Here is a 21790-nt window from a genome sequence, read left to right as displayed (position 1 = left end):
TTCTCCATTATCTGTATCGTACGATACAGATAATATAAACCACACCTTTGATAGCGGCAATCTTTTTTGCTGGCAATTTCACGCCCAGGGCGGGCATCGAGCGGGTAATATTGCTGGCAAAAATCAACGGCCAAACCGGCTGCAGGAAACTGGTTTGCTGGCAAGCGTGATTTACTGCTGGGCTTGACACCTTGCCATTGTATGACGCTTGTTTTAGTGTCAAATGAACAACCAGCGCGAGAAGAATATAGGAAGCAAAAGCAATGGATATCAAACCTAACTCAGTGATCCACCTGGAGCCAGGCGAAACATTACCCGGCTATACCAATCTGAAACCCGTACCTGATAAGTATTTCGATGAGTTAAAGGCACTCATAAATAAACTCAATACTCAATCCGGTAATATTTACCTCAAGTTAAAACAGATGTACGCCTTTTTGGATCGTTTTAACAAAGAATTTGTGAGCACGTTTACCTCCTGTCAAAAGGGGTGCTCTTCGTGCTGTAAAATGGATGTTCATTTAACCGCGCTTGAGGCAACACATATTGCACAAGCAAGTAAACTTACTGCCAGAGACAACCCGCTTACGACCGGGCATGAGTCAAAATGTCCGTTTTTGTCTGAGAAGGGAACATGCTCAATCTACAATTACCGCCCGCTGTTATGCAGGACATATCATGTACTCACTCCGCCGGAGATGTGTAATGACCTGGATGCACAAGTCATGCAGTATGGTTCTCAAAGCGCGAACATGGGAAATCACATCTACAAAACAATAGCAGAGTGGATCTATTTTCAGACGTATCACTGCACTGGTAAGTTAGAAACCAAAGATATCAGAGACTACTTCCCTTATCCCCGCGAAGATATCCAAAGATTTCTTCACCATAACCCCCCGCGCCCTTTTTGCTAAAAAAAAGCCTCTGACGCAGTGTCAGAGGCTTGTTAGATTACTGTTCGTCACCAGCAGTGCTGGAAGCATCTTTTTTGATGAGAAACTCATCAAGAGAACGGCCAGCTTTTAACGCTTCGTCGATTGGTTTTGGTGTCCGGCCACGACCAGACCAGTATTTCGTTTCGCCGTTTTCATCAAACTGATATTTAGGCGGCGCTTTTGGCAACGTCTTTTTGCGTGTTTTTTGCGCATCTTCGGACAGGCCAAGCAGTTCTTCCGGTGAAAAACCTTCTCCGGCAATCAACTGGAGCAGTTCCTGGCGCTTTCTTTCGCGCTCTGCGCGTTCTGCTGCCTCACGCTCTGCTTCTTCACGACGTTCTTCGATCACGGCGTTAAGCTTTTCCTGCATTTCCAGCAGTTGTTCAAAGCTGGTTTCTCGCGCAAAAACACGAACAGAGCGAATATTCAGGAGTAGCTTTTTTGTTGCGTCAAACGTTTCATTTTCACTCATCGAGTTAATCCTTATTTTTTACTGAACTGAAACCCAAGTTTACCCGTAGTTTTATCCTGCAAAACAATTGCAGCGTCAAACTTTTTCCCGGTTTTATTACTGGTAAAGCCTTTAATCTCTCCGGTTTTACCTTTTTTGATTAATGTCTCAACCTGATTTTGTGTCAGTTTTTTTCCTGACACTTCAGACCAGATTTTAAACTCGCACCCGGAACAGAAAAAGCCTTTAGGCCGGATAATAATTTCTTTACTGCATGAAGGGCAGGGGGCTTCGAGCCGGGACATGGAACCTTCTGATCTGGATTTTGCTTCCATATCCGGTTTGCCGTCTTTGTCCGGGAATGTTGTCTTGCATTCAGGGTAGCAGGAGCATCCCCAGAAAAAGCCATTTTGCCCCTTACGCTTACGCAGGAAACCGTTGTTACAAACCGGGCAGGGCGTGGCATTTGAAGAAATCGAAATTCCGTTCCTGTCCAGCTCGTCGATTAACCCCTGGACGTACTCATCATTTTCCTTAATAAACTCCTCAACTGTCAGCTCTCCGGCTTTGATCTGAGACTGCTTTTCAGCCCACAGAGCGGAGATATCCGGTTTAGTGATTTCAGGAGGCAGTGCAGCGCAAAACTCCTGGCCTTGTTTTGTGGTTTTCCATACCAGCTCCGAATACCCCTTTTCTTTTTCGATGGAGATAAGCCCGGTATTTGCCGCCAGTTTCTCAAGAATACCCGCGCGGGTGGCTTCCGTTCCGATACTGCCACGATCACTGCTGCCCTCGTCTTTCGCTTCCAGCGCCTTTCTGAGAGCCGGATCATCAATGAATTTTGCCGCACTCGTCATGGCGGCCAGTAACGTTGACTCTGTGAAATAGCGAGGTGGTGTAGTCTTTTTCTTGTCCACGTCTGCCGATTCACACAGGCCGCTGTCATTAAATTTCAGCAATGAAAGGTCAAAACCGTCCGTTCCGGCATCTTCGGTTTCGTCCTCGTCATCACTATCCTTACCCAGCGCTTCCCAGCCCTTTTGTACCAGAACGCTCTGTGTGGCCGTAAAGGTATCCCCCTTAATATCAAAGTGGATTTTCGTCTTGTTGCGGATCGCATCCGGGTAGAACAGCCCGATAAAGTAGACGGACACCAGGTTATAAACGTTCCGCTCTTTTTCATTAAGCTGAATACCGGCTCCGCTTTTTGTCGTCGGGATGATGGCGTGGTGCGCCTCAATCTTACTGGCATTAAAGGCTTTGTGTTTCTGGCCTTTATCCATATCTACGATCGCAGACGCCAGTTCGGGTACGGTGGCCGCTATAGCAGTGGCAATATCTCCGGCCTGGTAATAATGCTCATCTGAAAGATAGCGATTGTCAGAACGTGGATAGGTCAGAAGCTTGTGAGTTTCATACAGCCCCTGCATCACATCGAGCGTATCTTTTGCAGAATAACCAAATCGCTTTGCGCAGAGCTGCTGAAGCGTGGAAAGGTTAAGCGGAAGCGGAGGCTTGCTATTTTCCGGCTTTGTCGTCGCGATAGTAACAATAGCATCCTTACCCGTAACACGTCCGGCAATATGCGCGGCCTGAGCTTCGGAGATCAGGCGTTTTTTCTCGTCTATCTGATCGTCGTCTGTTGTCTGATATTTCGCCTTAATCTGATGCCCGTTCATCGACAGACTGGCGAATACATCGTAATAAAAGCTTTCTGTGTGATTCTGGTTCGCCAGCGTGCGCATGTTCACCAGACCAAGAACGGCACTTTGTACCCGGCCAACGTTCAGAACGCCGTCATAGCCCTTCTCACGGCCTTTTAATGTACATCCCCGCGTCATGTTATAGCCAAAACCCTGATCGCACAGGGAACGCGCCAGGGCGCTTAACGTCATACCGCGAAATTTATCGTTAGGTTGTAAATTCGACAGTGATTTTTGCACTGGCGCAAGGTTGAGGTCGGCAACAAGCAGTCGCTGGACGGGTTTCTTGTTTCCGGCATAACCCAGAATCTCATCAACCAGCAAACATCCTTCATCATCGGGGTCGCCTGAATGAACGATGCTGTCGGCTTTATCGATAAGAGACAAAATAATGCGGGTCTGTGCTTCTGATTCAGGCTTGATTTTATATTTTGGCGGATAAACCGCTTTAATGGGTAAATCACTATAACGCCAGTTGGAATATTTGTCGTCATAATCCTGTGGGTCGTAAAGCTCCAGCATATGACCATAACACCAGGTAACGACATCAGAACCGTGTTCAAAATAGCCGTTTTTCTTTTCTGTATTGGGATTTCCGCCCAGTCCTTCAAAAATAGCCTTTGCTAAAGACGGTTTTTCTGCAATAAAAAGTCTCATTAATCAATCCTCAAGGTAACTTGAATAGTCAGGCTGCGCACCATTCTTTTTAAAGATTTCTTCCCTTTCCTCTATGTCTTCTTCTGCCTCCTGCACACTAAGGTCAAGGGTTCCTTTCAAAAAGGCACGCGCATTCTTGATTACATCTACTGTTAATTCGTTTTTTGTTCCGCGAATCATGCCAATAGCAATATTTATTATCTCCTTTATTTCAGCAGGAGTCGTTCTGTCCAGCACCGCGCCAAGTTCTTTAAGGTCAATATTTATATCGTCTGGTAAGTACATTTTGGCACAAGCGGCAGCGGCTTTAGTCCGAAAAGCACCTACAGATATGATTCTGTCAATTCTGCCAGGGCGTTTTCTGATGCGCGGATCAATCCGGTTAGGATAGTTCGTTGAAAAAATAACATATGTCCCGGCAAGATTTCGCGGTGTATCAGCCCCATCAAGAAAACTTAACGTTCCGGCATCAGCCCGATAAAGTTCATCAACCTCTTCAGCTATTATGATAACGGGTATTTTCTTTTGAGCTGCGGCATAGCAAACATCTTTAAAGTAATCATCAGCATAAACAAATACATATTTATCCTGATATTTTGCCCCCAAAGCTTTTGCGATAGTCGTTTTCCCTGTGCCCGGAGGACCAGTAAAAAGCACTTTTCGCATTCCTGACTGACCATAACGGGTGTAGAAATCAATATCCGAAAAGAACTGATTAAAGTCATTCTCCAGCTCATTAAACTTTGGATGAACAGAAAAACGTAAAGCGTTTTCTATTTCTTCCTTCCTTGCCTTACCGTGATAATAAACGCCGTCGTAACACCCGATTTTCCAGATACCTTTACGGGGTAAAGAGCGGTTTAATTTAGCGCGTCCAGCTTCGCAAAGATTATGAAGCATCGACATACTTTTGGTTGTGCCAACTGCGTACTCCATTCTGACTTTAGAGTTAAGAATGAAGCGAATAATATGAACCACTTCATTTTGACCAAGATGAATCCGGTATGCTCCCGAACCATCTTTAAACATAAGCTTTTTAATCCTCCCGGCTTTAGCCATAACAGGGCTACTTCCCGTATGAACGACGGTTGAAGCAACGGGTTCGATATCAAGATTCGAATAAATTTTACGATTCTTTCTGTTTATAAAAATCTCTGCCACTTTAGGATAGTAATCACAATCCTTTACGACAGTACCAAAATTATCTTCACCGTAATATTCTTTATGGAGCCGTAAAGCCTGCTCTACCAGAGTTAATTTACCCATATGCGCACCATGTATATTAAAAACCGTGACGTTGCCTGAAGATTTTCTTCAGGCAGAGGAGGGGTTGGACAAGCGAAGCGCGTCAGTTTTGTTTATGACGCCACTCCCACGGAGGAACGGGATTACTGTCAGCCCACAGGCCGCGCTTCTGTGTCTGAGCTTCCCGTTGCAGAGCCGGTAATGAGTTATCGGTGTTGTACCTGTCATAAACCCATGCAGCCCCTTTTAGCACTTGCTGGCGGTTAGCCTCAGTGCCGTTCGCTGTCACCACTCGTCCCAGGACTCGCCCGTAGCGATCTGTTTGCGTATAAGAGACGGTAACTGATTGCCCTGCCAGCAGGGCTTTAAGTTGATTGGTTGACCAGCGACCAAAGGGTTGTTTTTTTTCCGGTGCATCGATATTTATCAATCGGACTCGAATCGGAACTTCATACACAACAATTTTCGCGGGTAGTGTTTTAACTTCGATGGTATCTCCATCGAGAACGCGAATAACTTTCCCCTGAATCTGAGCAGCACACAATGTAGCTGGCAACAGGGCAACAGCAAAGGAAAGAACATTAAAAAAATGTCTCATTGCTTTCTTCCCTCCCATATTGCTGAGAGTCTTTTAAAAATGGATAAAACGACGACTAAAGCCACTGCGATAACAGCCAACGAAGGAAGTACATAGCTGTATAACTCAACCATGAAATTAATAAACTCAATGAGCGATTGCGGCTTTAAGGAAGCATCCCACAAAACGATAACAAAACGATAAAGCCCATAGACAATTGCCGGAAACCAGACCATAAACAACAAAATTTCAGTAAAAACAGAAGCGACCGATTTGACACTATCGATAATTTCAATTCCGGCAATTCTCACACTTCTTGCATCAGGTACGTTAATAATTTTCATCCTCCCACCCCTGTAAAAAATGTTCGCAAGTTCCAGTCTCAAACCTGAAACTTGCGTATTCACATCAGAATTAAATCAAACAGAATTAAAAGTTTTTCAATCGGCCAAAGCTTGAAATAATTTTACTTACTGTACCTGCATCAGCCGCAGGACATTCATTTAGTTTTTTCTTTCTGGCATCTGCCGTGTGATCGGGTAAAAAACCATGTTTATTCTTTTTCCTGATTGACATAAAACTTTTATACATCGGGTCACATTCTGCCGGACTACTTCCGTCAAGTTTTCCGGCAAGGCATAACACCATTGCACATGGATCGTTCGGGTCGGCCTTTTCCTCAGCATGAGCAGTTCCGGCAGCGAACGCACAAAGCAGCACTGCCGTGGTTACGGTCTTTTTCATATACACCTCATGGATAACGGGCAACTAACGCCCTGCGGTTGTTCAACCCCGGCTCAATAAAATTACAAGAATTTTATTAATCCGGCGTTATCGTGATAAATAAACACTGGTAGTCCGGCAAGAAAAACAGTTCATTTTATAACGATACTGTATGACACCGTTTGCACCGTTCGCCCTCAACCAGTTTTTAGCTGTGAAAAAGTCTGTTCCGTTACTGGTTTCAACAATCACTGAATCAGAATGTGCAACAGAATAAAAAACAGCATCATCGTAAAGGCGGTTTTCAGGCCTGAAATTATGGATAACCTTAACCCACGATGAATTAACCTTGTCTGATTTAATAACTGAGTATGTCGGTTGCCAGTCCATTAATTGTGTATTCACCGTTTCAGGATTCTGTTCCCAGTCAACCTGTGGTGGTTCAGGCGGAGAGGAACAGGCAGAGAGAAAAAGGACACTGACCATTAACATTTTTTTCATAGTAAAACCTCTGACTCCAGCTCACCGACGGAGAGCATTTTTTCTTTAGAAGGATATTTAAGCCCTTTAACACCCAATACTTTTTTAGTCTTATTCAGAGAGGCGGTTAACTCGGTAAGTTTGGGGCTTACCATCATCAGCCTGTCCATAAAATACGGGTCGAGGAAGTAGAGGGCTTTCTCAGCTTTAACCGGGTTTTCACCTTTAAGAATGATAAATTCTTCTTTAAAATCCAGCGTTCCCAGCTCCTGCGGGAGCACAAGGGCGCGCTGCGCCTCACTTTCTGAACTGCTTTTCGACGTTGAGCGTCCGCTTGTCTTGCTTGAACCTGTCGATTTGGTGGTGATATAGCCCAGCTTTTCCGAAATCTTTTTAGCGTCATCTTCTTCACTGACAGCGTAGATAATCCGGCAGGGATGCGCACTCATCAGCGTTTTGGCACCTTCAACACCATAGATTTCATTAAGCTGACTGATATTCTGGTAAATCGTCAGAAGTTTGAGTTTAAACCCGGCAATATAACCCGAACCTTTTTTAATGATTGGCATGTAACCAATAGACGGAAACTCATCCAGGAACATCAGACAGTCATGTTTCAGTGTCGGGTCAAAGTCAGGGTTTTCTCGTAACGTGACTTCCACAACGAAGTTAAAGAACAGGTTGAGGAAGTCATAGGCCAGGGACATATCTTCAGCATTAACGCCAACATAAACAGTGATATCTTCCCGGCGCAACTGGCGAAGGTCGAAATCATTGCCGTCTGTACATTTGCGAACAGTCGGAAGATAAAACAGACTCATTTTCTTACGAAACGAACCATCAATACTCGAACGTTGTTCGTCTTCGGTTTCGTGATACTCCCTGATTTTGGTCAGGGCATCGCGCAGATGATACAGCGCGTTTTCATCAAGTCCTTTTGTTCCCTCCAGGTCTTCTCGCTTACTGAGTATCAGCTCCCGGTCGATGTTGCTGTACAAATCGACTACAGAACCAATTGAGAAAACAGGTTTAAGCCCGAACTCACCAAGCCAGGAGGGGTCGTAGTTAATAAAGAAATGAAGCAATTTTGCCAGCCCCGTCCAGTACTGCCCCGCGAGGTTATTAAAGTGTGCTTCCGCTCCGGTCAGACCGTAAGACGGGAACAGGATCTCAATCAGCTTCAGCAGGTCTTTAGCCCCGCTCTCTTCTTTTAAATCAATATAGAAAAGCGGGTTAAACTGATGCGTTTTACTGTTGAAAGGGTCAAGAAGATAGACCTTATTACCCAGCAGTTTTTCACGTACCTTACTGGTGATTTTCCACAGTTCCTGTTTTGGATCTAATGCAATCAGGGAATGTTTCCTGACCAGCAGGTTTGGAATACCTATTGCAGCCCCTTTACCTGCGCGGGTTCCTGCGCCAAGTGATACAAAATCTGGTGCGGTATACCACAGGTATTTACCTTTATATGCACCTACAAGAATATCAGTATCGTTTTCTTTCTCCCATTTCAGAAGTTTCGATTTTCTTAAATCATTATCACTGGCAAACTTCGCGTCACCATAAAGAGCAACATCCGTTTTATTCAGTTGCCAGATAATAAAAACAGGCACAATGAGAGACGAAACCATACCTGATAAAAGAGAGGGGATTGCGGTTAACCTGATATCTGTCCGTATATTACTCTCTGTTATTATCCGCCACAGCAGCATGGAATCAAAATTCTTCCATATATAAAGCGGCGTTTTTCCGTTCAGGAAGTAAACAGCAACTGAGCCAGTATAATACGTCACAAGACACATAACCAGACCGATAAAAGCCCACTGGCCTTTATCGGGTAGTTTCAGAGACATAATCACTCCTTCAGCTTTTCAAAGTATTCCTGAAAATGAATATCACGATAGTAAATACCCGATGCAAATCGGTTATCTTCCTCATCGATGTACTTAATACTCATAATCACATCGACGTTGCTTAACACCCTCCGCAATATAATGTTATAAGGCAAATTCTGACATTCAGGGTTCATATAGCACCGTTGAACCAGTCCAAGCACAGCATCTTCAGGGGTGCTCTCATGGACGGTTGTAAGGTTCCCTGCATGGCCGGAACTTGAGCCTTTGAGAAAATCCCAGGCTTCCGCGCCGCGAACCTCAGTCATGAGGATTCTGTCCGGGTTCATACGAAAACCAGAACGTAAAAGAGAAGCGGAACTGACAGTGCTACTTTCCCCTTCTGACGGGTAATACAATTTCACATGATTTTTGTGGAACCTGAACTTTGCTTCATCTGTATCTTCAATTGAAATACATCGTAAATGATGGGGTATGTACTGAAGACAGGCATTTGCAAAGGTGGTTTTACCCGCCCCCGTTCCGGCACAAAATACCATCGTTTTACCCTTAACCAGGCATTCAGGGACAAATTGTTCAAAACAATTATCTTTAAACATTGAAGATAATTCATCTTCTTTATCCCTGAATTTCCCCCCTTGATTTAGCCTTGAGTAAAACCCTTGTTTAACAAAGGTATCATGGTCGATAAACACACTGGACGGCTTACGGATTGTAATAGACACCGTTTCCCGTTCCGTTGCCGGGGGAATAACTATTTGTACACGCTCCCCTCCGGGGAGCGTAACAGAACGTAAGGGATATTCTGGCGTAACCGACCCACCATCATGATAATCAGAAATTGCCCCTGCAAATGACATACAATCTTTAAAATCCATTTTTAATTCATGCTGCTGCCATTTCCCACTCACTTTAACAAACAGTTCATCAGGCCGATTTACCGCGATTTCAGTTAAACCATCGACTTCATTAAGCCAGTGGTGGAAGTATTCATCTATTATTTCATAAACAATATGTCTGTTCTCTGCATCCTTCATAATTCACCTTTTCCTTTAAGATCTTCAATAAAACGCATGACTTCTTCGTAATTAAATCGATGCGTTTTGATTTGTTTCAGTGGTTTGGGGAAAGGAACGCCATTTATTGGTATGCCCTTACGAATATGATGGTATATTTCGCTTTCCCTTATTCCTAACAGCATTGAAAACTCTTTGATATCCAGCGTTATCAAATTACCTCCGGGTACCCACCATTTTTAATTTGTAGATGCTGGAGAAATCCAAATCCTGACCAACGATCAGAGTAATGATTTCCCCCTGGTTTTTATAAAGCGTTGGAGGGATATTTACGCTGTTTGCAAACGCTTCGCGTGCTATATCAGCAAAAGCCTGGCGACTGTTAGCTGTATAGTCGGTCTGATTGTCTTTATTACTTTTAGCCGCTCCACTTGCGGCCTGTGCCACATCGGGGATCATGCCAACCATCATCGCGCCCATAAAGCGATCTGCAAAATGTGTGTCAATCCAGCCTGAAGCCCCGGCCTCACCCAGCGCTCCCGCCGCCTGTGTATCAATCAGCGGAATATCAATGAAAGGTTCCTTACGTGTTCTAAGCTTCGTAGCAGCGATAAACACGGCTCCCTGACCATGATTGAACGTGCCCGTTTTATACATCAGATATGCGGCTGTTCCCTTTTCAATTAGCTTTACATTCCTGTTTGCACTGTATACGTCCTCATTAATCGTACAGACCAGCTTGCCAGCCAGATCAGAAATAAATCGTCTGTCCAGCGAGCACTTAATCGCGGTATTTTCAGGAATGAAAAGGTTAGGGTCATAAGGAACGCGCGTAATTTTAGAAAGCTGCGCGGGTTGCCCTGCATTAACAGGCTGAACCTCTGCCTGTTTGTCACTGCCGTCCCCCTCGTTCCTGGTATTGCTGGCCGTTGATGAGCTACCACCGGAATTTGAGGAAGCAGAGCTGCTCCCCCCATAGGCCACATCCAGCGCACGACTGAAGTTTTGTTGTACTTTTTCCGGTGGCGTTTCCGCTTTGCCGCTGCTTTCCTTCCGTTCTTCCGTCTTAGCCGGTTCTTCCCTGGTGTTGAATGGATCAACATCATCGCTGAGTCCTGTCGCGCGTTTTACTGAACCAGTAGATACCGCATTACTGGCAGGCTTATCATCACCGCTGGACATTGCACGAATAATCGACGGGATATAGTAGACAGACACCCCGGCGGCCAGCAGAAGGAAAGCGGCCACAATAATCACCAGCCCCTTACGCGATTTTTTAAGCTTCTCGATACCCAGGCGTTTTACTGATTTACCGTCATCTTCATCTCCCTTATCCGTTTTATCGTTTTGCTCAATTTCTTTCTGATGCCGTTCCCGTAGTGCCTGTTCAATTTCTACAGCGGTCGGGATTTTATTTTCCTGTTCGCTCACTGGATCACCTCTTTCTCAACGTTCGGGGAAACGGTATCTCCTGCCGGAAGACGGACTTTGCCAAAGCCCCGGTTTTCAACCCCAACAACCTGATTTCCCATACGCAAAACAAAGCGCTGGTCTACAGGAACACCAACAACGGTGAAACTACCGCTGTTTTTGACTACCGGGTTAGTCAGCGTTTCCTGTTCGCCGCTCATAACAAAGACGCTGGGGATTTTCTTCAGGGGGCTGAAGCCAAACCAGGTATAGCGGCCATCGTCATACGCATAATCCGGGCTGATTGACTGGCTGCCGTCAGCTACCCGCTTCCAGTAATCCCAGTTCTTGGGCGACTTCGCATTTTCAAGAGAACGGTTGATTGCCTGCTCCTCCTGCCGCTTGTTAAGAGCCTCAATCCGTTTCTTCTCGATTTCGGCTTGCTCCTTCCGGCGTTCCTGCGGGTACTGGTAATTAACAACAAACGCGATCTTATCCGGCTGCCGGAACGTTCGGGCGTTCAGCTCCATGCTGTAATTACGTTTTGTTGTGCGAACAAACAGGTTTGTTCGCCAGCGTTCCAGGTCGTTTTCAGGATCAAGGGCTACACTGACCACCTCTGAAGACTGGTTGCCATTGTCATCGGTACTGTTCTTCTGTACGGTCTGTTTGACGGGCTTCACTTCGAGATACACCAGGTTATCTTCTTTGTTCACTTCCCAGCCCTGGGGAAAGCCGGTTCTGGCACTGATGACCGTTTCATCCTCGTCAAATACCAGTGTGGTTGTATAGCCAACCGCACTGTTTATGACTGTCGTGTTTTGCGGGTTATAACTGACAATCTGATTACGGGGATCAAAACGGCTGGCTGCTGGCGTAACGGCTGCATGGCAGACGTGCGACACCAACAGAAGCGCCACAATTAGCGCTCCTTTATTCATTTTCATAGTTTTCACCCTTTCACTTCTTTATCGCGTACATAGCTCGTTACAACGAATTTAAGCGGGTTATTGTTTCGGTCACCCGATGCCATTTCGACCTGTGGTTCAATACGGTAGGTCAACCGGACGTTCCAGTATTCATAATCATCCTGGCCTGTCGCGACATTTCGAATGGTTAATTTAAACCGGATATATGCTCCCATATCCTTATCATCGCGCCGGGATGACGGACTGATAATCACGGACGGATTATCCTGAACAGATGCGGTTTTTTCCGCTTTATTATAAATAACCTTTGGTGACTGGTTGCCGTTGATTAAAGCGTTGTAATCCGTCGCCACATTCTCAGCGCTGTATAACAGAACATAATCATAATCATGCTGGAGACTGAAATAGTTATACCCTTCACGACGCTTCACATACTGAGTAATGAAGTATTTCGCCAGCGCTTCATTTTCAGAGAGGTTTTCTTTTTTAACAGAAGTCAGTCTTTCAGCAACGCCAGTGACACCATTAATAAGATAAGCTTCGACAACCGTACTCTTTAACGGTAGCGCTCCATTCAGTGCCAGCAGAGACAACACACCTACGGCAATTCCTGCAATACCACCGAATTTATAAATGCGGTTCATTTTCTCCTGCATCAATACATTTTTCTCTTCAAAAGTAGTTGAAGAGTCTGTTACTTCTTTTTTCTTGTTAAAACCGGGAAGTTTTAATCCTGAGAGTTTAAACCCCATTGCGCATTACCTCTGCTGAATTAACAGGTTCGCTTTTTCCGGATACCGGAGGTTGTTTATGTGACGCCTGGCATCCGACAAGGCAAAGCGTCACGATAGCCGTGATAAGTAGTTTCATAATGTGAGAACCTAAATAGAGGAGTGAATATTTACTGCGGAATACTCAGAGTTGACAGATTTAAATAATAAATCGGTTAACCTCCATATTTCTTTTTCGCCGCATCTATCGCAGCCTGGCGAAGCCTCTTAGCGCCAATATTAACGCCCTGCCCGGTCAGATTCCCCAACTTACCGGATACACCAGGAGACTGGTTGAACCCTCCATCCTGACGGCGAACGCCTTTCCATGCGCCAATCCCTGCATTTTTACCCATACCAAGCAGATTACGCCCCATACGGGAAGCGCCGAACACGCCAGCACCAATCCCCATTGCGGCTGCCCCTTGCATCGCGCCTTCAACACCTACCCCTGCGAGCTGGGAAGCATAGGTTTTGGCTTGCCAGATAATCCAGGCCATAAATGCACCTGCAACCCCGGCCTGAGCACCTGTTGATATCAGATTTAATTCATCTGCGTTAGCTATCGAGATTGTCAGAATGCCATTAAGGAACGTCATTCCCGCTTTAATTGCCAGTCCACAAAACAAGAATATGAAGCATGAGCTAAATATTAACTGAAGCCAGCTATTAAACATCTGCCTTAAAAAACCAAATGAAAGACAAATAATAAACAACGGCGCGGTAATAGTAAGTATCTTAATAGTAACTTCGGCGGCGAGATAAACTATTGAAGTTAGCAATAATGCAATTATCCCTCCAGCATATGTTAATAAAGATGCGATTGCCCCATCTGTTTTCACATACTTCGAAGTATCTTTGGACATAAGATATGCAGCTACCTGCTGAACTTTCTCCCAAAGCTCGTCAACCCATTTCCAAGGATCACCTCCTGCAAATGTTTCCTTCAGCCCATCAATGGCCTGAGTTGCACTATCTAACCACCCCCCCATATTTTTGACAAAAACAAGAATTAACCAGAATCGACATAGATTCCATAAAAAATCCTGCACTGCGGTTTTTTGCTTCCCAACTATTGTGGTATAAGCATACCACAATATATAAATGGAAATACCATACTTACCCAACTGAGACGCTATTGAAGAAAAGTTATCTAACTGACCAGTCAAAGACTGGTCAAGAGTTTTAACAATAACGTCATGAGCGGCCTGGAAATACCTAGAAGTTGCCATAGTGGCTCCTTTTAACTTCCATCTTTACCCAATACATTTTTGAATGCATCTTTATAGTCAACATGCTTAGGATGTAATTGCTTATACCTAAACAAACCTTCCTTAGCGTTTTTACAATTTTCGCTATCACTCCCAGACTTTTTGCATTCAGCTACTTTTTTCGTTGCATCGTCTACGTGAGACTGCCACCAGTCTACAGATTTAACCTCTTCACACCCGGTAAGAAAGAATGTAAGCCCCAACGCCGCAACTAATCCATATTTTTTCAAAATGCCCCCTCAGTTCATTTCATAACTCTGCTGCTCAAATGCTGCCTTATAATCAACAACTGGAGTTTCTTTATTAACAGCCCCTAATTGTTTCTCCTGGAAAGCAGCCTGTAACATTTTCTCCTTGTATTCTGCAAGATCGCGCTGCTTATCGCGATACATTTCATACTGAAATTTGAGCTTGTTAAATTTCAGGCTTGCCAGAGATACAGCGTTTGTCGCGTCCTGCGTGGCTTTCGTGTCCTGGGCGTTCTTCACCTGGTCGATAAGGTCGGCCATTTCCTGATTATCTTCACGCAGTTTACTTTCCAGCTTATTGCCGTACTCGATCCCCGCCAGTTGGGACAGGAACGAGGCTTCACAGCCCCGCACCAGGTCGCCCGTATATCCCAGCCCCTTACAGGTGTTTGTCACCTTATAATCGGCCAGTAGTGATCTGGCTTGCTCAGACAGGGTGGCTTCCGGGTTCTTAATGTAATCATCAATGAAGGAGTTCCCCTGGTCGTAAATATTCTCCAGCTCCTTACTGACAGATTGCGCAGACTGCACCAGTCCCTGAACATCACGAATGCCCGTTTTGGTCAGCAGCTCCTGCTTATAGGCATTAATCTGTTTCTGGTAGTGGTTCACGGTGTCCTGCCACTGTTTGAGGCGTTCTGTCCAGCGCTGCGCTTCGACAGCCCATTCAGGGTTTGCATCAATGGCAACGGGAACACCAGCCTGAGCACCAGAAATAACCGTAACAGAGGCGATAAGTGCCGCAACGATATGCTTTTTCATAGGGATTCCTTAAATCAGGTTTGCACGTTCCAGATAGGTATCAAGCCACTCTTCCGGCTTCATACCCTCTTTCCAGATTTCATCGAACAGTTCAAGCTGGGGTTTCGATGCGCTGAGAACCGGTAGGTAATACGCCGCTTTTCCCAAATCCAGTCTTGCGAAAGCCGCAAAATCATCACTTTCCCCCTTCCTCTGTGGGTTTTTGACGACCAGGAACTGACGAGATAACGGGTCAATGGCTTTAATTTTGTCAAAATAAAGTTCTCTCACTTCCAACTCGTCTACGTACTCACTACGTTTCGCTTTGGGGTTCGCCAGATAAATATGTGTTGCGCACTGCTCACGAACGGCAGCCGCGATAGGTGATTTAATTAGTTCATCCGGCGATTGTGTCGCTACGACAAGCACCATATCCAGCTTACGCGCGGTTTTGAGTTTGTTATAAACAAAATCTCTGAACGCTTCGTTGTTAATCCATTGCCAGAACTCATCCATGTAGATAAGGAGTCGGCGGCCATCAGCCAGCATGGTGACACGGTAGATGAGATAGAATGAAGCGGCGCTGGAAAGTACTTTGTTATCCAGAAACTCCGTTCCGTCTATACCGAAAACGTCCAGGTTGTCCACATCAAACGTATCGTCCGGGTTATCAAACACCCAGCCAAATTCCCCTCCCTGCACCCAGGCATTCAGGCGTGCTTTAAGCCCATGCCGCCGGGTTTCAGTATCATCAGGCTCCAGAATGAGTGGTCGCAACTTACTGATCGGATAAGAGCGGTTTGACCTCTGCATCAGGCGCTCAACGGCATCAGAAATCAGGCGGTTCTGGTAATCATCAAGCGGCTCACTGTTAAGCGTACAAAGTAGCCTCACCAGGTCTTTCATAAAGGAAATATTTCGTTTGGTTGGTGGCAAAGCCGCAGGGTTCCAGCCAGTCGGCTCTCCTTCTTTCACCCGAAAGTAAGCACCTCCCATTGAACGTATACCGGGTTCCGCTGCCCGATCTTTGTCGAAAAATACTGTAGTTAACTTCTTTAATTTCCTCTCAGGTGGAAAAGACTCCGGCGTTCCGAACTGCTGGGCGGCGAAAGCCTTAGTCATCATCACTACCGTTTTACCCACGTTTGACGTACCAAGAATTTCGGTATGCCCCAGCGTGGGGTTTTTACCGAAGTAATTTTGATGCTCGGTAGTCATGTGATAGTTCAGGTTATAAATATCATTTCCTGAGCCGCCCAGGGTGATAAGGTTGTTACCCCAGGTATTTCCTTTCTCCTTGCCCGTAAAGAAATTATGGAAGCTTTCCATTTCGGCAAAGTTCAGACTGCTGATAGAACTCAGGCGTGGCCGTAACGTGTAGTTACCAGGTAACTGAGCAAAATACGCTGCGCCAAGACTCAAGGTTGAATAGGTTACGATCAGCCCTAAATCCTCCAGGGTCGTCGTTACAATATTGGTGTCCTTCACCAGACGCTCCGGCGAATCTGCGTAAACAATCAGTGTCTGGTGACTTTTCCCGAAAGAAATATAGCCGCTGGAGACCATATCGAGACCAACTTTCAAATCAGCGAGCAAGGATTTAGCGGCATCATCGGTCATTTCGAGTTTGTCGATCTGATCATCCAGCGCCTTGATTGCAGACTGCTTGTCTATCGGAGTTAAAGAGGAAGTCTGTACATACTCAACCGGGAGATACATCAGTGCATCAAAAATTCCGGCATCCGTTTCCTGAAAGTAGTCCTTGATCTCGATGCAACGAAAGTACCGGGCATGGTCAGAGGCAGTGATTTGTCCAGCATCGTTACCAAAGAACAGGTCTTTACCACCCAGGTATGTATAAAACGGACTATTGGTGACTCTGACTTTCTGCCAGCGCCCGGATAGCAGTTTCTGGAACAGCGTAAGCTGTTCTGAATAAACTATATTATTTTCTTCATATAACCCAAGACGACGGGAATGAAACCGGGAGAGATAGGTGCTCAATCTGCCACATATTTCATTCATATCATTAATGGGTTCTTCGAAGATATTTTTATTACCCTTTTTCCTTGAAAGAAAATGCGTCACTTTATCTTCAGCGCTGAACGGTTTATAGCATACGGTTAAGTATAATTTGTTTTCAAAATACTCAGCCGCCGAAAGCGATTCGTAATAATCGTTCATCACTCTGTTGACGAATGGGATCTTGCTGTCAAATACAGGTCGCACTTCTTTTCTAACCCGAATACGATGCGTATAAAAGGTAACGGGTTTCCCATCAAAACTACGTATCAGCGTATTGAGCTGGTCAGTAAGCAAGGCTAGATCCGCTTCATCTACACATTCAAAATAAGCTCCGTCAATCTGCCAGGTCGCCAGTAGATCATGGTTTCTGGTAACAATGAGGTTATCAGTGATGTGTGATGAATACGGGATTAACTCTTCAAGAGAAGACTGGTCTTTAAGCTTCATAAAATTGTCCACTTTCGATATATCGACTGCGTCGTACGAACTCCCCGCATAATGGACGGCATTGAAGCGCTTGTTTGCCAGAGGATTACCTTTGATTTGCATTCGCAGATAAAGCAGGTCAAAAAAGCGTTCATCTATCTTCGTAACTCGCTTGATGGCATACCAGCCAGGGAGGATGAGGGCATACATAGCCTCATGAATCCAGACACCAAGCAAAACGCAGATAACGCACATTCCAAGAAAGGGGTAGAGCGGAACGCCCAGCCCCCTAATCAAAGCGGGGCGTGTCAGCCCTTTAAAAACGGTACTCATTTTTACGCCCCCTTTTATTACATATTACGCTAACCAGTCAGGCAGATATGGCGCAACAATAAAGATGATAATCCCGATAATTAAAGGCGTAATCCACGCTGCATGCTGGCGTGAGAAGATAGCGATATAACCAATTACCAGCGCAATGATGGTGATTGCTGGCTTACGGATATCCGTCAGAAAATCGATAATCTTCTGCAAGAAGCCAGTTGTTTTAGTGGATACATCATCAGCAAAGGCGGGTTCTGCTACACAAAGCATCAATGCAGCCATAAATACAGAAAGAGTTAAATAACGTTTATTGAGTTTTAACATCGTTTGTTTCCTTTTCATCTAAAACAGTGCCACGCATGGCATATTGGGGATATACGGTAACTTCTTTAGGTTTGATACTCTGTGTTACATTCTCCTTTCTGATTGCATCTTTAACTGAAGGAACCACCCAGTTTTTTTTGTTATCAGGCGGATTAAACCCTATGCGCTGTATATAACTGGTGTTATTAAAATCTGATTCAGGTTTAGTTCCTGTTTCTGGATTGCCGGAATAATAGCAACTCAGGCCACGTAAAATATCGCCACCACGTTTATAACAATCCACCAAAATTTGCTCTGAAACCTTGAGATTTTCGCAGGGGTCAAACATTTTCTCAGCGGTTGTATTGAAGTTTGCAAAATTCGTACTCGTTATTTGCATAAGACCGACTGAGTAACGATGATTTCGTGATTCAATTTGATTTACGATCTGGAGTGCAGCCTCCTTAGTTTTGGGAAAGTAGGACACTACGCCTTTGTCACCGGGTTTACGTTCAACCTTCGGTATTATCTCGGCAATAGCATATGGGTTAAAACCAGATTCAACCCTTGCAACTTCATGCGCAGTATCGGGATGAACGCTGGCCGCGCATTGCAAAGCAAGCGCCGCAAAAGCAGTAGTAGATAACATGATTTTCTCCCGGCCAGAACAGCGCGGAAAGTTTAGACTGAATGGTTAGTCATCGAAGTCGTCATCGTCTTCATCGTCTTCGTTTATCAGCTCCTCAATAGCCTGGCTGGAATATTTTTTTATGAGGTACTGGACAACACCAGAGCTTGAAATACGTCGCCCCCTGCGATAGCCAATCTCCAGAGCAATTTTATCCAGTTCCTCACGAGAAGCTGAGGGCAGGTAGAGTGTATTACGTTGGGGCTTGCGTCTCGTTGCGGTTTTTTTTCGGGTAGCAGTCATTTTTCTTCCGTTTCATTTTGTGGGTTAAGCTTCTCTCTGTGATGTAGTGGATGAAAGCCATACTTCTTTGCTGCGGATTATCCATGAGTAGAATTTCAGCAAAATCGTGTGGAATTGATTTCCTTAAAAGATTTGCCTGAGCTGTTGTATGTGATTGTCTGTACAAAAGCTCCGCCATCACATCTTCTGGTACAGGTAAAGGCTCACCGCCAAATGAGATAAAGCGTTGTACGTAAGGGATAGCAGTTATTGTAGTGGAATGAACCTCTTCAAAATCTGCCTGGATAAAAAGATAACCGGGAAAAAGCGGCAAACGTCTTTCTCGATATGAAATTATCTTATCCGGGCGACGATACCTTTCAGTCTCCATAGGACAGAAGTAAGAGAAGTTCAGGCGTTCGAGATGAGCAAAAACTGCTGCAAATCTCGTAGTGGTGAATTGCAAAACATACCATTCCATAGTTTTTCCTTTCAGGCGCTCTCTCGACTCGGATGACCCCGAATCAGAGAAAAAAAACAAAAGGACAAATTTACATCTCATAAAAACTTTATCAGCTACATGTGCTGCGTTCAACCACACAAGCAGATCTTTAGATCGCATTTACGACACATTTCATTTTGTTTGTGCTTGTATTTTATTTATATCTAGATACATATGCTATTTGATAACAAAAAAGCAGATCGATTGATCACCATGCGCTTATTTTATAGTCAAGTTAACTAAATTTTTTACCGCTAGTTACTTTTTACAAAAACTCTGCTAACAAGATAAATAAATCGATCTTAATCAATAAGTTACCGGAGAGTATGAATTATCCTAAACGAATTCCGATTTTCACTTTCTGTTCGCTTTGAATCATCGACTGTTTTATTTGCGAGAAATTTCTCATCTGGAGTTGCTGTTTCTTAATCATCTCCGCGCTGTTCAGCACCAGCTCTTTACTGGATGAAGAGATTCTGTCTATGCCCTTAACCCCCAGGTTCTCTAGCTGCCACTCATTCCTGTGTGCAGTCTTCCAGCCATGCTGTACACCGTTCTTATCAAGTGCAGGGATTTTCACCTCCTTTTGTCCTAACTTCTTCAGCTTAACAAGATCACCTTTCTTAACGTTCTCGCGAGTGGTTAACTCACCAAAATCAGCCCCCCAATATGTTTTCTCCACGCCCTTGTTCAGTGTCTTAAGCTTTATGAAATGCTGCTTTGGTTTGGTTTTATCGTTCTGATAATGGTCGTAGCCAACATCAACAACCTCATAAACGCCCTTCTGTCGTTTTGGCGCTGTTTTGTGCGCATCTTTAATAGACTGGTTAAGTCCATGCTGCTGCTTATGAGTGGCTTTAACGTCATAGCCCTTCATCTTCAGCTCTTCACAAAAACCTGTACGAATTTCCCGTAAATCTTTTTTCCTGATATCAGCTCGTTTACCGTCATTATCACGAATACGAAAAACGACATGCACGTGTGGATGTTCTTTTTTGTCGTTATGATAGCCAAGCACAAAACGATGATTTGGGTACTTCTTGTTCATCGTTTTCCTGACAGACTCAAGCAGATCTTCAGGTTTTACCTTTGCTGATACAGGCGGTGAAAACACAATATTTTGGGTTACTTTTTTATTTTCCTTACCTTTATCATCGAAAACATTTTGAGGGTCATTAGCACGATCTATCATGTGCTCTTTAGCCTCCTGAATCTCATCACCTTTCCATACCTGACCGCTTTCACTCATCACTGGCAGCTCTGACTCCCGGCTCATATAGTCAATACTGTTTCGAACTCCCTGCCGGGTAATCGCACCTCCTGAGATTTTGACAACAACCTCCTTACTGGCACCCTTGCGGTTGATACGTTCCTGAACGTTGCGTTGATAGTTTTTACCACCATTTTTAACTTTATGGGCGAAAGCAGACTTGCGGCCAGCTTCAGAGGACTTACGCTTAACCCTGAATTCCTTGTCAACATAAACGCCCATGATTACACCTCAACCTTGTTAGAAACAGTTCGCCCTTTGCATAACATAATGTAGTTTTCAAACTCACTTTTGAGACTCATTATCTCTGAACTCAACCGCTCAGCGTCCTGATAGAACCCATCTTTATCAAGTACTCTGGCATTATCATTAACGATAATATAATGAAAGTTTCGCCCTATTTTATCTATTGCATTACGGCAACGATTCATCACCAGAAGTTCCTGATCGAAAAAATCAAGTTCATTTTCAAGTGTCGTCTGGATTCGATAACGACATTCTCTGGATAAATTCCAGCCATGACGATGAGCCGCTTTCTCTATTAAAGTTTTTTGTTTCCCTGTCAAATACATTGTGGTTTTGATAAAATCATCATTGTCTTTTGACACATTAACATCTTCATTTTTAACCTTGCTTTTCAGTAAAGCATTGGCAAGCAGCTTCATTCCTTTTGCCACGGTTAAACCCGGTTCATCTGGATAAAGTGTTTTAAGACAATCAAGTAGATCATCATGTTGGCTTTCTTCAATCCTGAATTGAACTTTTTTCATAAAACTCTCCAACAAGAACCGACTGTAGGTCACCGGGCAAACGTTGCGGAATGGCGTCAGAGACGTCATTTTGCGGCGTTTGCCCTATCCTGCATCGCAGTGAACTACCTCCACACATAAATTGTGCTTCAGCGTCCATCGAAATGCAAAAAATGAAAGGCTATCGTGGCTGTGATCTGGTGCGTCTGCGACCGGAGACAACGGATTCGCGGCTAACTTGGGCGGAAATAAATTCGCTACGCGAATGGCCT

The 21790-nt window shown here is 44.6% G+C and carries 24 protein-coding genes; 1 reads left to right on the top strand and 23 read right to left on the bottom strand.

The window, feature by feature from the left end:
• Positions 1-7: 7 nt before the first annotated feature.
• The gene (locus L3068_RS25155; protein ID WP_032072053.1) at positions 8-274 is read right to left on the bottom strand and encodes a hypothetical protein; all 267 of its coding nucleotides are present in this window, start codon (positions 272-274) and stop codon (positions 8-10) included.
• On the opposite strand from L3068_RS25155, the gene L3068_RS25150 reads away from it, so the two are divergent.
• Positions 264-914 (top strand): YkgJ family cysteine cluster protein, encoded by a 651-nt coding sequence (locus L3068_RS25150; RefSeq protein WP_000351937.1) that lies wholly within the window; start codon positions 264-266, stop codon positions 912-914. The genes L3068_RS25155 and L3068_RS25150 overlap by 11 nt on opposite strands.
• A gap of 37 nt (positions 915-951) precedes the next feature.
• Here the strand turns inward: L3068_RS25150 and L3068_RS25145 are convergent, their stop codons facing one another.
• From L3068_RS25145 to ddp1, 22 genes are all read right to left on the bottom strand, one after another.
• The gene (locus L3068_RS25145) at positions 952-1407 is read right to left on the bottom strand and encodes an H-NS histone family protein (RefSeq protein WP_001293458.1); all 456 of its coding nucleotides are present in this window, start codon (positions 1405-1407) and stop codon (positions 952-954) included.
• A gap of 11 nt (positions 1408-1418) precedes the next feature.
• A complete protein-coding gene (locus tag L3068_RS25140; RefSeq protein ID WP_004199098.1) occupies positions 1419-3746 on the bottom strand; it encodes a type IA DNA topoisomerase in 2328 nt (775 codons plus the stop codon).
• Between the two features lie 3 nt (positions 3747-3749).
• Positions 3750-5012: an AAA family ATPase gene (locus L3068_RS25135; protein WP_000517490.1), complete on the bottom strand. Its 1263-nt coding sequence runs from the start codon at positions 5010-5012 to the stop codon at positions 3750-3752.
• An 82-nt stretch (positions 5013-5094) separates the two neighbouring features.
• Positions 5095-5589 carry a thermonuclease family protein gene (locus tag L3068_RS25130; RefSeq protein ID WP_001215543.1) on the bottom strand — a complete coding sequence of 165 codons (495 nt, stop codon included), beginning with the start codon at positions 5587-5589 and terminating at the stop codon, positions 5095-5097.
• Entirely contained in the window at positions 5586-5912 is a 327-nt protein-coding gene (locus tag L3068_RS25125) for a hypothetical protein (RefSeq protein WP_004208538.1), read from the bottom strand. Before L3068_RS25125 ends, L3068_RS25130 begins: the two co-directional genes overlap by 4 nt.
• Before the next feature lie 85 nt (positions 5913-5997).
• Complete coding sequence (locus L3068_RS25120; protein ID WP_000754496.1) at positions 5998-6312, bottom strand: TrbM/KikA/MpfK family conjugal transfer protein; 315 nt, start codon at positions 6310-6312, stop codon at positions 5998-6000.
• Positions 6313-6399: 87 nt separating this feature from the next.
• Positions 6400-6792: a cag pathogenicity island Cag12 family protein gene (locus L3068_RS25115; RefSeq protein ID WP_000738524.1), complete on the bottom strand. Its 393-nt coding sequence runs from the start codon at positions 6790-6792 to the stop codon at positions 6400-6402.
• Positions 6789-8624 carry a type IV secretory system conjugative DNA transfer family protein gene (locus tag L3068_RS25110; protein WP_000053822.1) on the bottom strand — a complete coding sequence of 612 codons (1836 nt, stop codon included), beginning with the start codon at positions 8622-8624 and terminating at the stop codon, positions 6789-6791. The genes L3068_RS25115 and L3068_RS25110 overlap by 4 nt, the downstream gene beginning before the upstream one ends.
• Positions 8625-8626: 2 nt before the next feature.
• On the bottom strand, positions 8627-9661 hold the full coding sequence (gene virB11 / locus L3068_RS25105; RefSeq protein ID WP_000650512.1) for a P-type DNA transfer ATPase VirB11: 1035 nt from the start codon (positions 9659-9661) through the stop codon (positions 8627-8629).
• Positions 9658-9855 carry a MerR family transcriptional regulator gene (locus L3068_RS25100; protein WP_000629109.1) on the bottom strand — a complete coding sequence of 66 codons (198 nt, stop codon included), beginning with the start codon at positions 9853-9855 and terminating at the stop codon, positions 9658-9660. The genes virB11 and L3068_RS25100 overlap by 4 nt, the downstream gene beginning before the upstream one ends.
• Before the next feature lies 1 nt (position 9856).
• The gene (virB10, locus tag L3068_RS25095) at positions 9857-11071 is read right to left on the bottom strand and encodes a VirB10/TraB/TrbI family type IV secretion system protein (protein WP_001295060.1); all 1215 of its coding nucleotides are present in this window, start codon (positions 11069-11071) and stop codon (positions 9857-9859) included.
• On the bottom strand, positions 11068-11997 hold the full coding sequence (locus L3068_RS25090; RefSeq protein ID WP_000783386.1) for a TrbG/VirB9 family P-type conjugative transfer protein: 930 nt from the start codon (positions 11995-11997) through the stop codon (positions 11068-11070). The genes virB10 and L3068_RS25090 overlap by 4 nt, the downstream gene beginning before the upstream one ends.
• A gap of 5 nt (positions 11998-12002) precedes the next feature.
• Complete coding sequence (locus L3068_RS25085; RefSeq protein ID WP_004199085.1) at positions 12003-12731, bottom strand: VirB8 family type IV secretion system protein; 729 nt, start codon at positions 12729-12731, stop codon at positions 12003-12005.
• 194 nt (positions 12732-12925) lie between these two features.
• Positions 12926-13981, bottom strand: coding sequence for a TrbL/VirB6 family protein (locus L3068_RS25080; protein ID WP_000235886.1), 1056 nt, complete (start codon positions 13979-13981; stop codon positions 12926-12928).
• A gap of 11 nt (positions 13982-13992) precedes the next feature.
• On the bottom strand, positions 13993-14250 hold the full coding sequence (locus L3068_RS25075; RefSeq protein WP_000759841.1) for an EexN family lipoprotein: 258 nt from the start codon (positions 14248-14250) through the stop codon (positions 13993-13995).
• 9 nt (positions 14251-14259) lie between these two features.
• The gene (locus L3068_RS25070) at positions 14260-15030 is read right to left on the bottom strand and encodes a type IV secretion system protein (RefSeq protein WP_000716326.1); all 771 of its coding nucleotides are present in this window, start codon (positions 15028-15030) and stop codon (positions 14260-14262) included.
• Positions 15031-15039: 9 nt separating this feature from the next.
• Positions 15040-17793 carry a VirB4 family type IV secretion/conjugal transfer ATPase gene (locus tag L3068_RS25065; protein WP_015060057.1) on the bottom strand — a complete coding sequence of 918 codons (2754 nt, stop codon included), beginning with the start codon at positions 17791-17793 and terminating at the stop codon, positions 15040-15042.
• A gap of 24 nt (positions 17794-17817) precedes the next feature.
• Complete coding sequence (locus L3068_RS25060; RefSeq protein WP_000916156.1) at positions 17818-18108, bottom strand: TrbC/VirB2 family protein; 291 nt, start codon at positions 18106-18108, stop codon at positions 17818-17820.
• Entirely contained in the window at positions 18092-18736 is a 645-nt protein-coding gene (locus tag L3068_RS25055; RefSeq protein WP_000953538.1) for a lytic transglycosylase domain-containing protein, read from the bottom strand. The genes L3068_RS25060 and L3068_RS25055 overlap by 17 nt, the downstream gene beginning before the upstream one ends.
• A 232-nt stretch (positions 18737-18968) precedes the next feature.
• A complete protein-coding gene (locus tag L3068_RS25050) occupies positions 18969-19478 on the bottom strand; it encodes a transcription termination/antitermination NusG family protein (RefSeq protein ID WP_000455437.1) in 510 nt (169 codons plus the stop codon).
• 352 nt (positions 19479-19830) lie between these two features.
• Positions 19831-20991 carry a MobP1 family relaxase gene (gene mobP1 / locus L3068_RS25045; protein WP_004199101.1) on the bottom strand — a complete coding sequence of 387 codons (1161 nt, stop codon included), beginning with the start codon at positions 20989-20991 and terminating at the stop codon, positions 19831-19833.
• A gap of 2 nt (positions 20992-20993) precedes the next feature.
• A complete protein-coding gene (ddp1, locus tag L3068_RS25040) occupies positions 20994-21539 on the bottom strand; it encodes a DNA distortion polypeptide 1 (RefSeq protein WP_236904886.1) in 546 nt (181 codons plus the stop codon).
• Positions 21540-21790: the final 251 nt, after the last annotated feature.

It is taken from the genome of Enterobacter cloacae complex sp. ECL414, from assembly GCF_021869685.1.
GTDB classification, from domain to species: Bacteria; Pseudomonadota; Gammaproteobacteria; order Enterobacterales; family Enterobacteriaceae; genus Enterobacter; species Enterobacter kobei.
Note: the sequence above shows the minus strand (reverse complement) of the source record. Positions and strands in the feature narration are given on the sequence as shown.

Excerpts from the sequence above, each read along its gene's own strand:
- L3068_RS25150 (WP_000351937.1), top strand. The coding sequence starts at position 264 with ATGGATATCAAACCTAACTCAGTGATCCACCTGGAGCCAGGCGAAACA.
- L3068_RS25145 (WP_001293458.1), bottom strand. The coding sequence starts at position 1,407 with ATGAGTGAAAATGAAACGTTTGACGCAACAAAAAAGCTACTCCTGAAT.
- L3068_RS25140 (WP_004199098.1), bottom strand. The coding sequence starts at position 3,746 with ATGAGACTTTTTATTGCAGAAAAACCGTCTTTAGCAAAGGCTATTTTT.
- L3068_RS25135 (WP_000517490.1), bottom strand. The coding sequence starts at position 5,012 with ATGGGTAAATTAACTCTGGTAGAGCAGGCTTTACGGCTCCATAAAGAA.
- L3068_RS25130 (WP_001215543.1), bottom strand. The coding sequence starts at position 5,589 with ATGAGACATTTTTTTAATGTTCTTTCCTTTGCTGTTGCCCTGTTGCCA.
- L3068_RS25125 (WP_004208538.1), bottom strand. The coding sequence starts at position 5,912 with ATGAAAATTATTAACGTACCTGATGCAAGAAGTGTGAGAATTGCCGGA.
- L3068_RS25120 (WP_000754496.1), bottom strand. The coding sequence starts at position 6,312 with ATGAAAAAGACCGTAACCACGGCAGTGCTGCTTTGTGCGTTCGCTGCC.
- L3068_RS25115 (WP_000738524.1), bottom strand. The coding sequence starts at position 6,792 with ATGAAAAAAATGTTAATGGTCAGTGTCCTTTTTCTCTCTGCCTGTTCC.
- L3068_RS25110 (WP_000053822.1), bottom strand. The coding sequence starts at position 8,624 with ATGTCTCTGAAACTACCCGATAAAGGCCAGTGGGCTTTTATCGGTCTG.
- virB11 (WP_000650512.1), bottom strand. The coding sequence starts at position 9,661 with ATGAAGGATGCAGAGAACAGACATATTGTTTATGAAATAATAGATGAA.
- L3068_RS25090 (WP_000783386.1), bottom strand. The coding sequence starts at position 11,997 with ATGAAAATGAATAAAGGAGCGCTAATTGTGGCGCTTCTGTTGGTGTCG.
- L3068_RS25085 (WP_004199085.1), bottom strand. The coding sequence starts at position 12,731 with ATGGGGTTTAAACTCTCAGGATTAAAACTTCCCGGTTTTAACAAGAAA.
- L3068_RS25080 (WP_000235886.1), bottom strand. The coding sequence starts at position 13,981 with ATGGCAACTTCTAGGTATTTCCAGGCCGCTCATGACGTTATTGTTAAA.
- L3068_RS25070 (WP_000716326.1), bottom strand. The coding sequence starts at position 15,030 with ATGAAAAAGCATATCGTTGCGGCACTTATCGCCTCTGTTACGGTTATT.
- L3068_RS25065 (WP_015060057.1), bottom strand. The coding sequence starts at position 17,793 with ATGAGTACCGTTTTTAAAGGGCTGACACGCCCCGCTTTGATTAGGGGG.
- L3068_RS25060 (WP_000916156.1), bottom strand. The coding sequence starts at position 18,108 with ATGTTAAAACTCAATAAACGTTATTTAACTCTTTCTGTATTTATGGCT.
- L3068_RS25055 (WP_000953538.1), bottom strand. The coding sequence starts at position 18,736 with ATGTTATCTACTACTGCTTTTGCGGCGCTTGCTTTGCAATGCGCGGCC.
- L3068_RS25050 (WP_000455437.1), bottom strand. The coding sequence starts at position 19,478 with ATGGAATGGTATGTTTTGCAATTCACCACTACGAGATTTGCAGCAGTT.
- mobP1 (WP_004199101.1), bottom strand. The coding sequence starts at position 20,991 with ATGGGCGTTTATGTTGACAAGGAATTCAGGGTTAAGCGTAAGTCCTCT.
- ddp1 (WP_236904886.1), bottom strand. The coding sequence starts at position 21,539 with ATGAAAAAAGTTCAATTCAGGATTGAAGAAAGCCAACATGATGATCTA.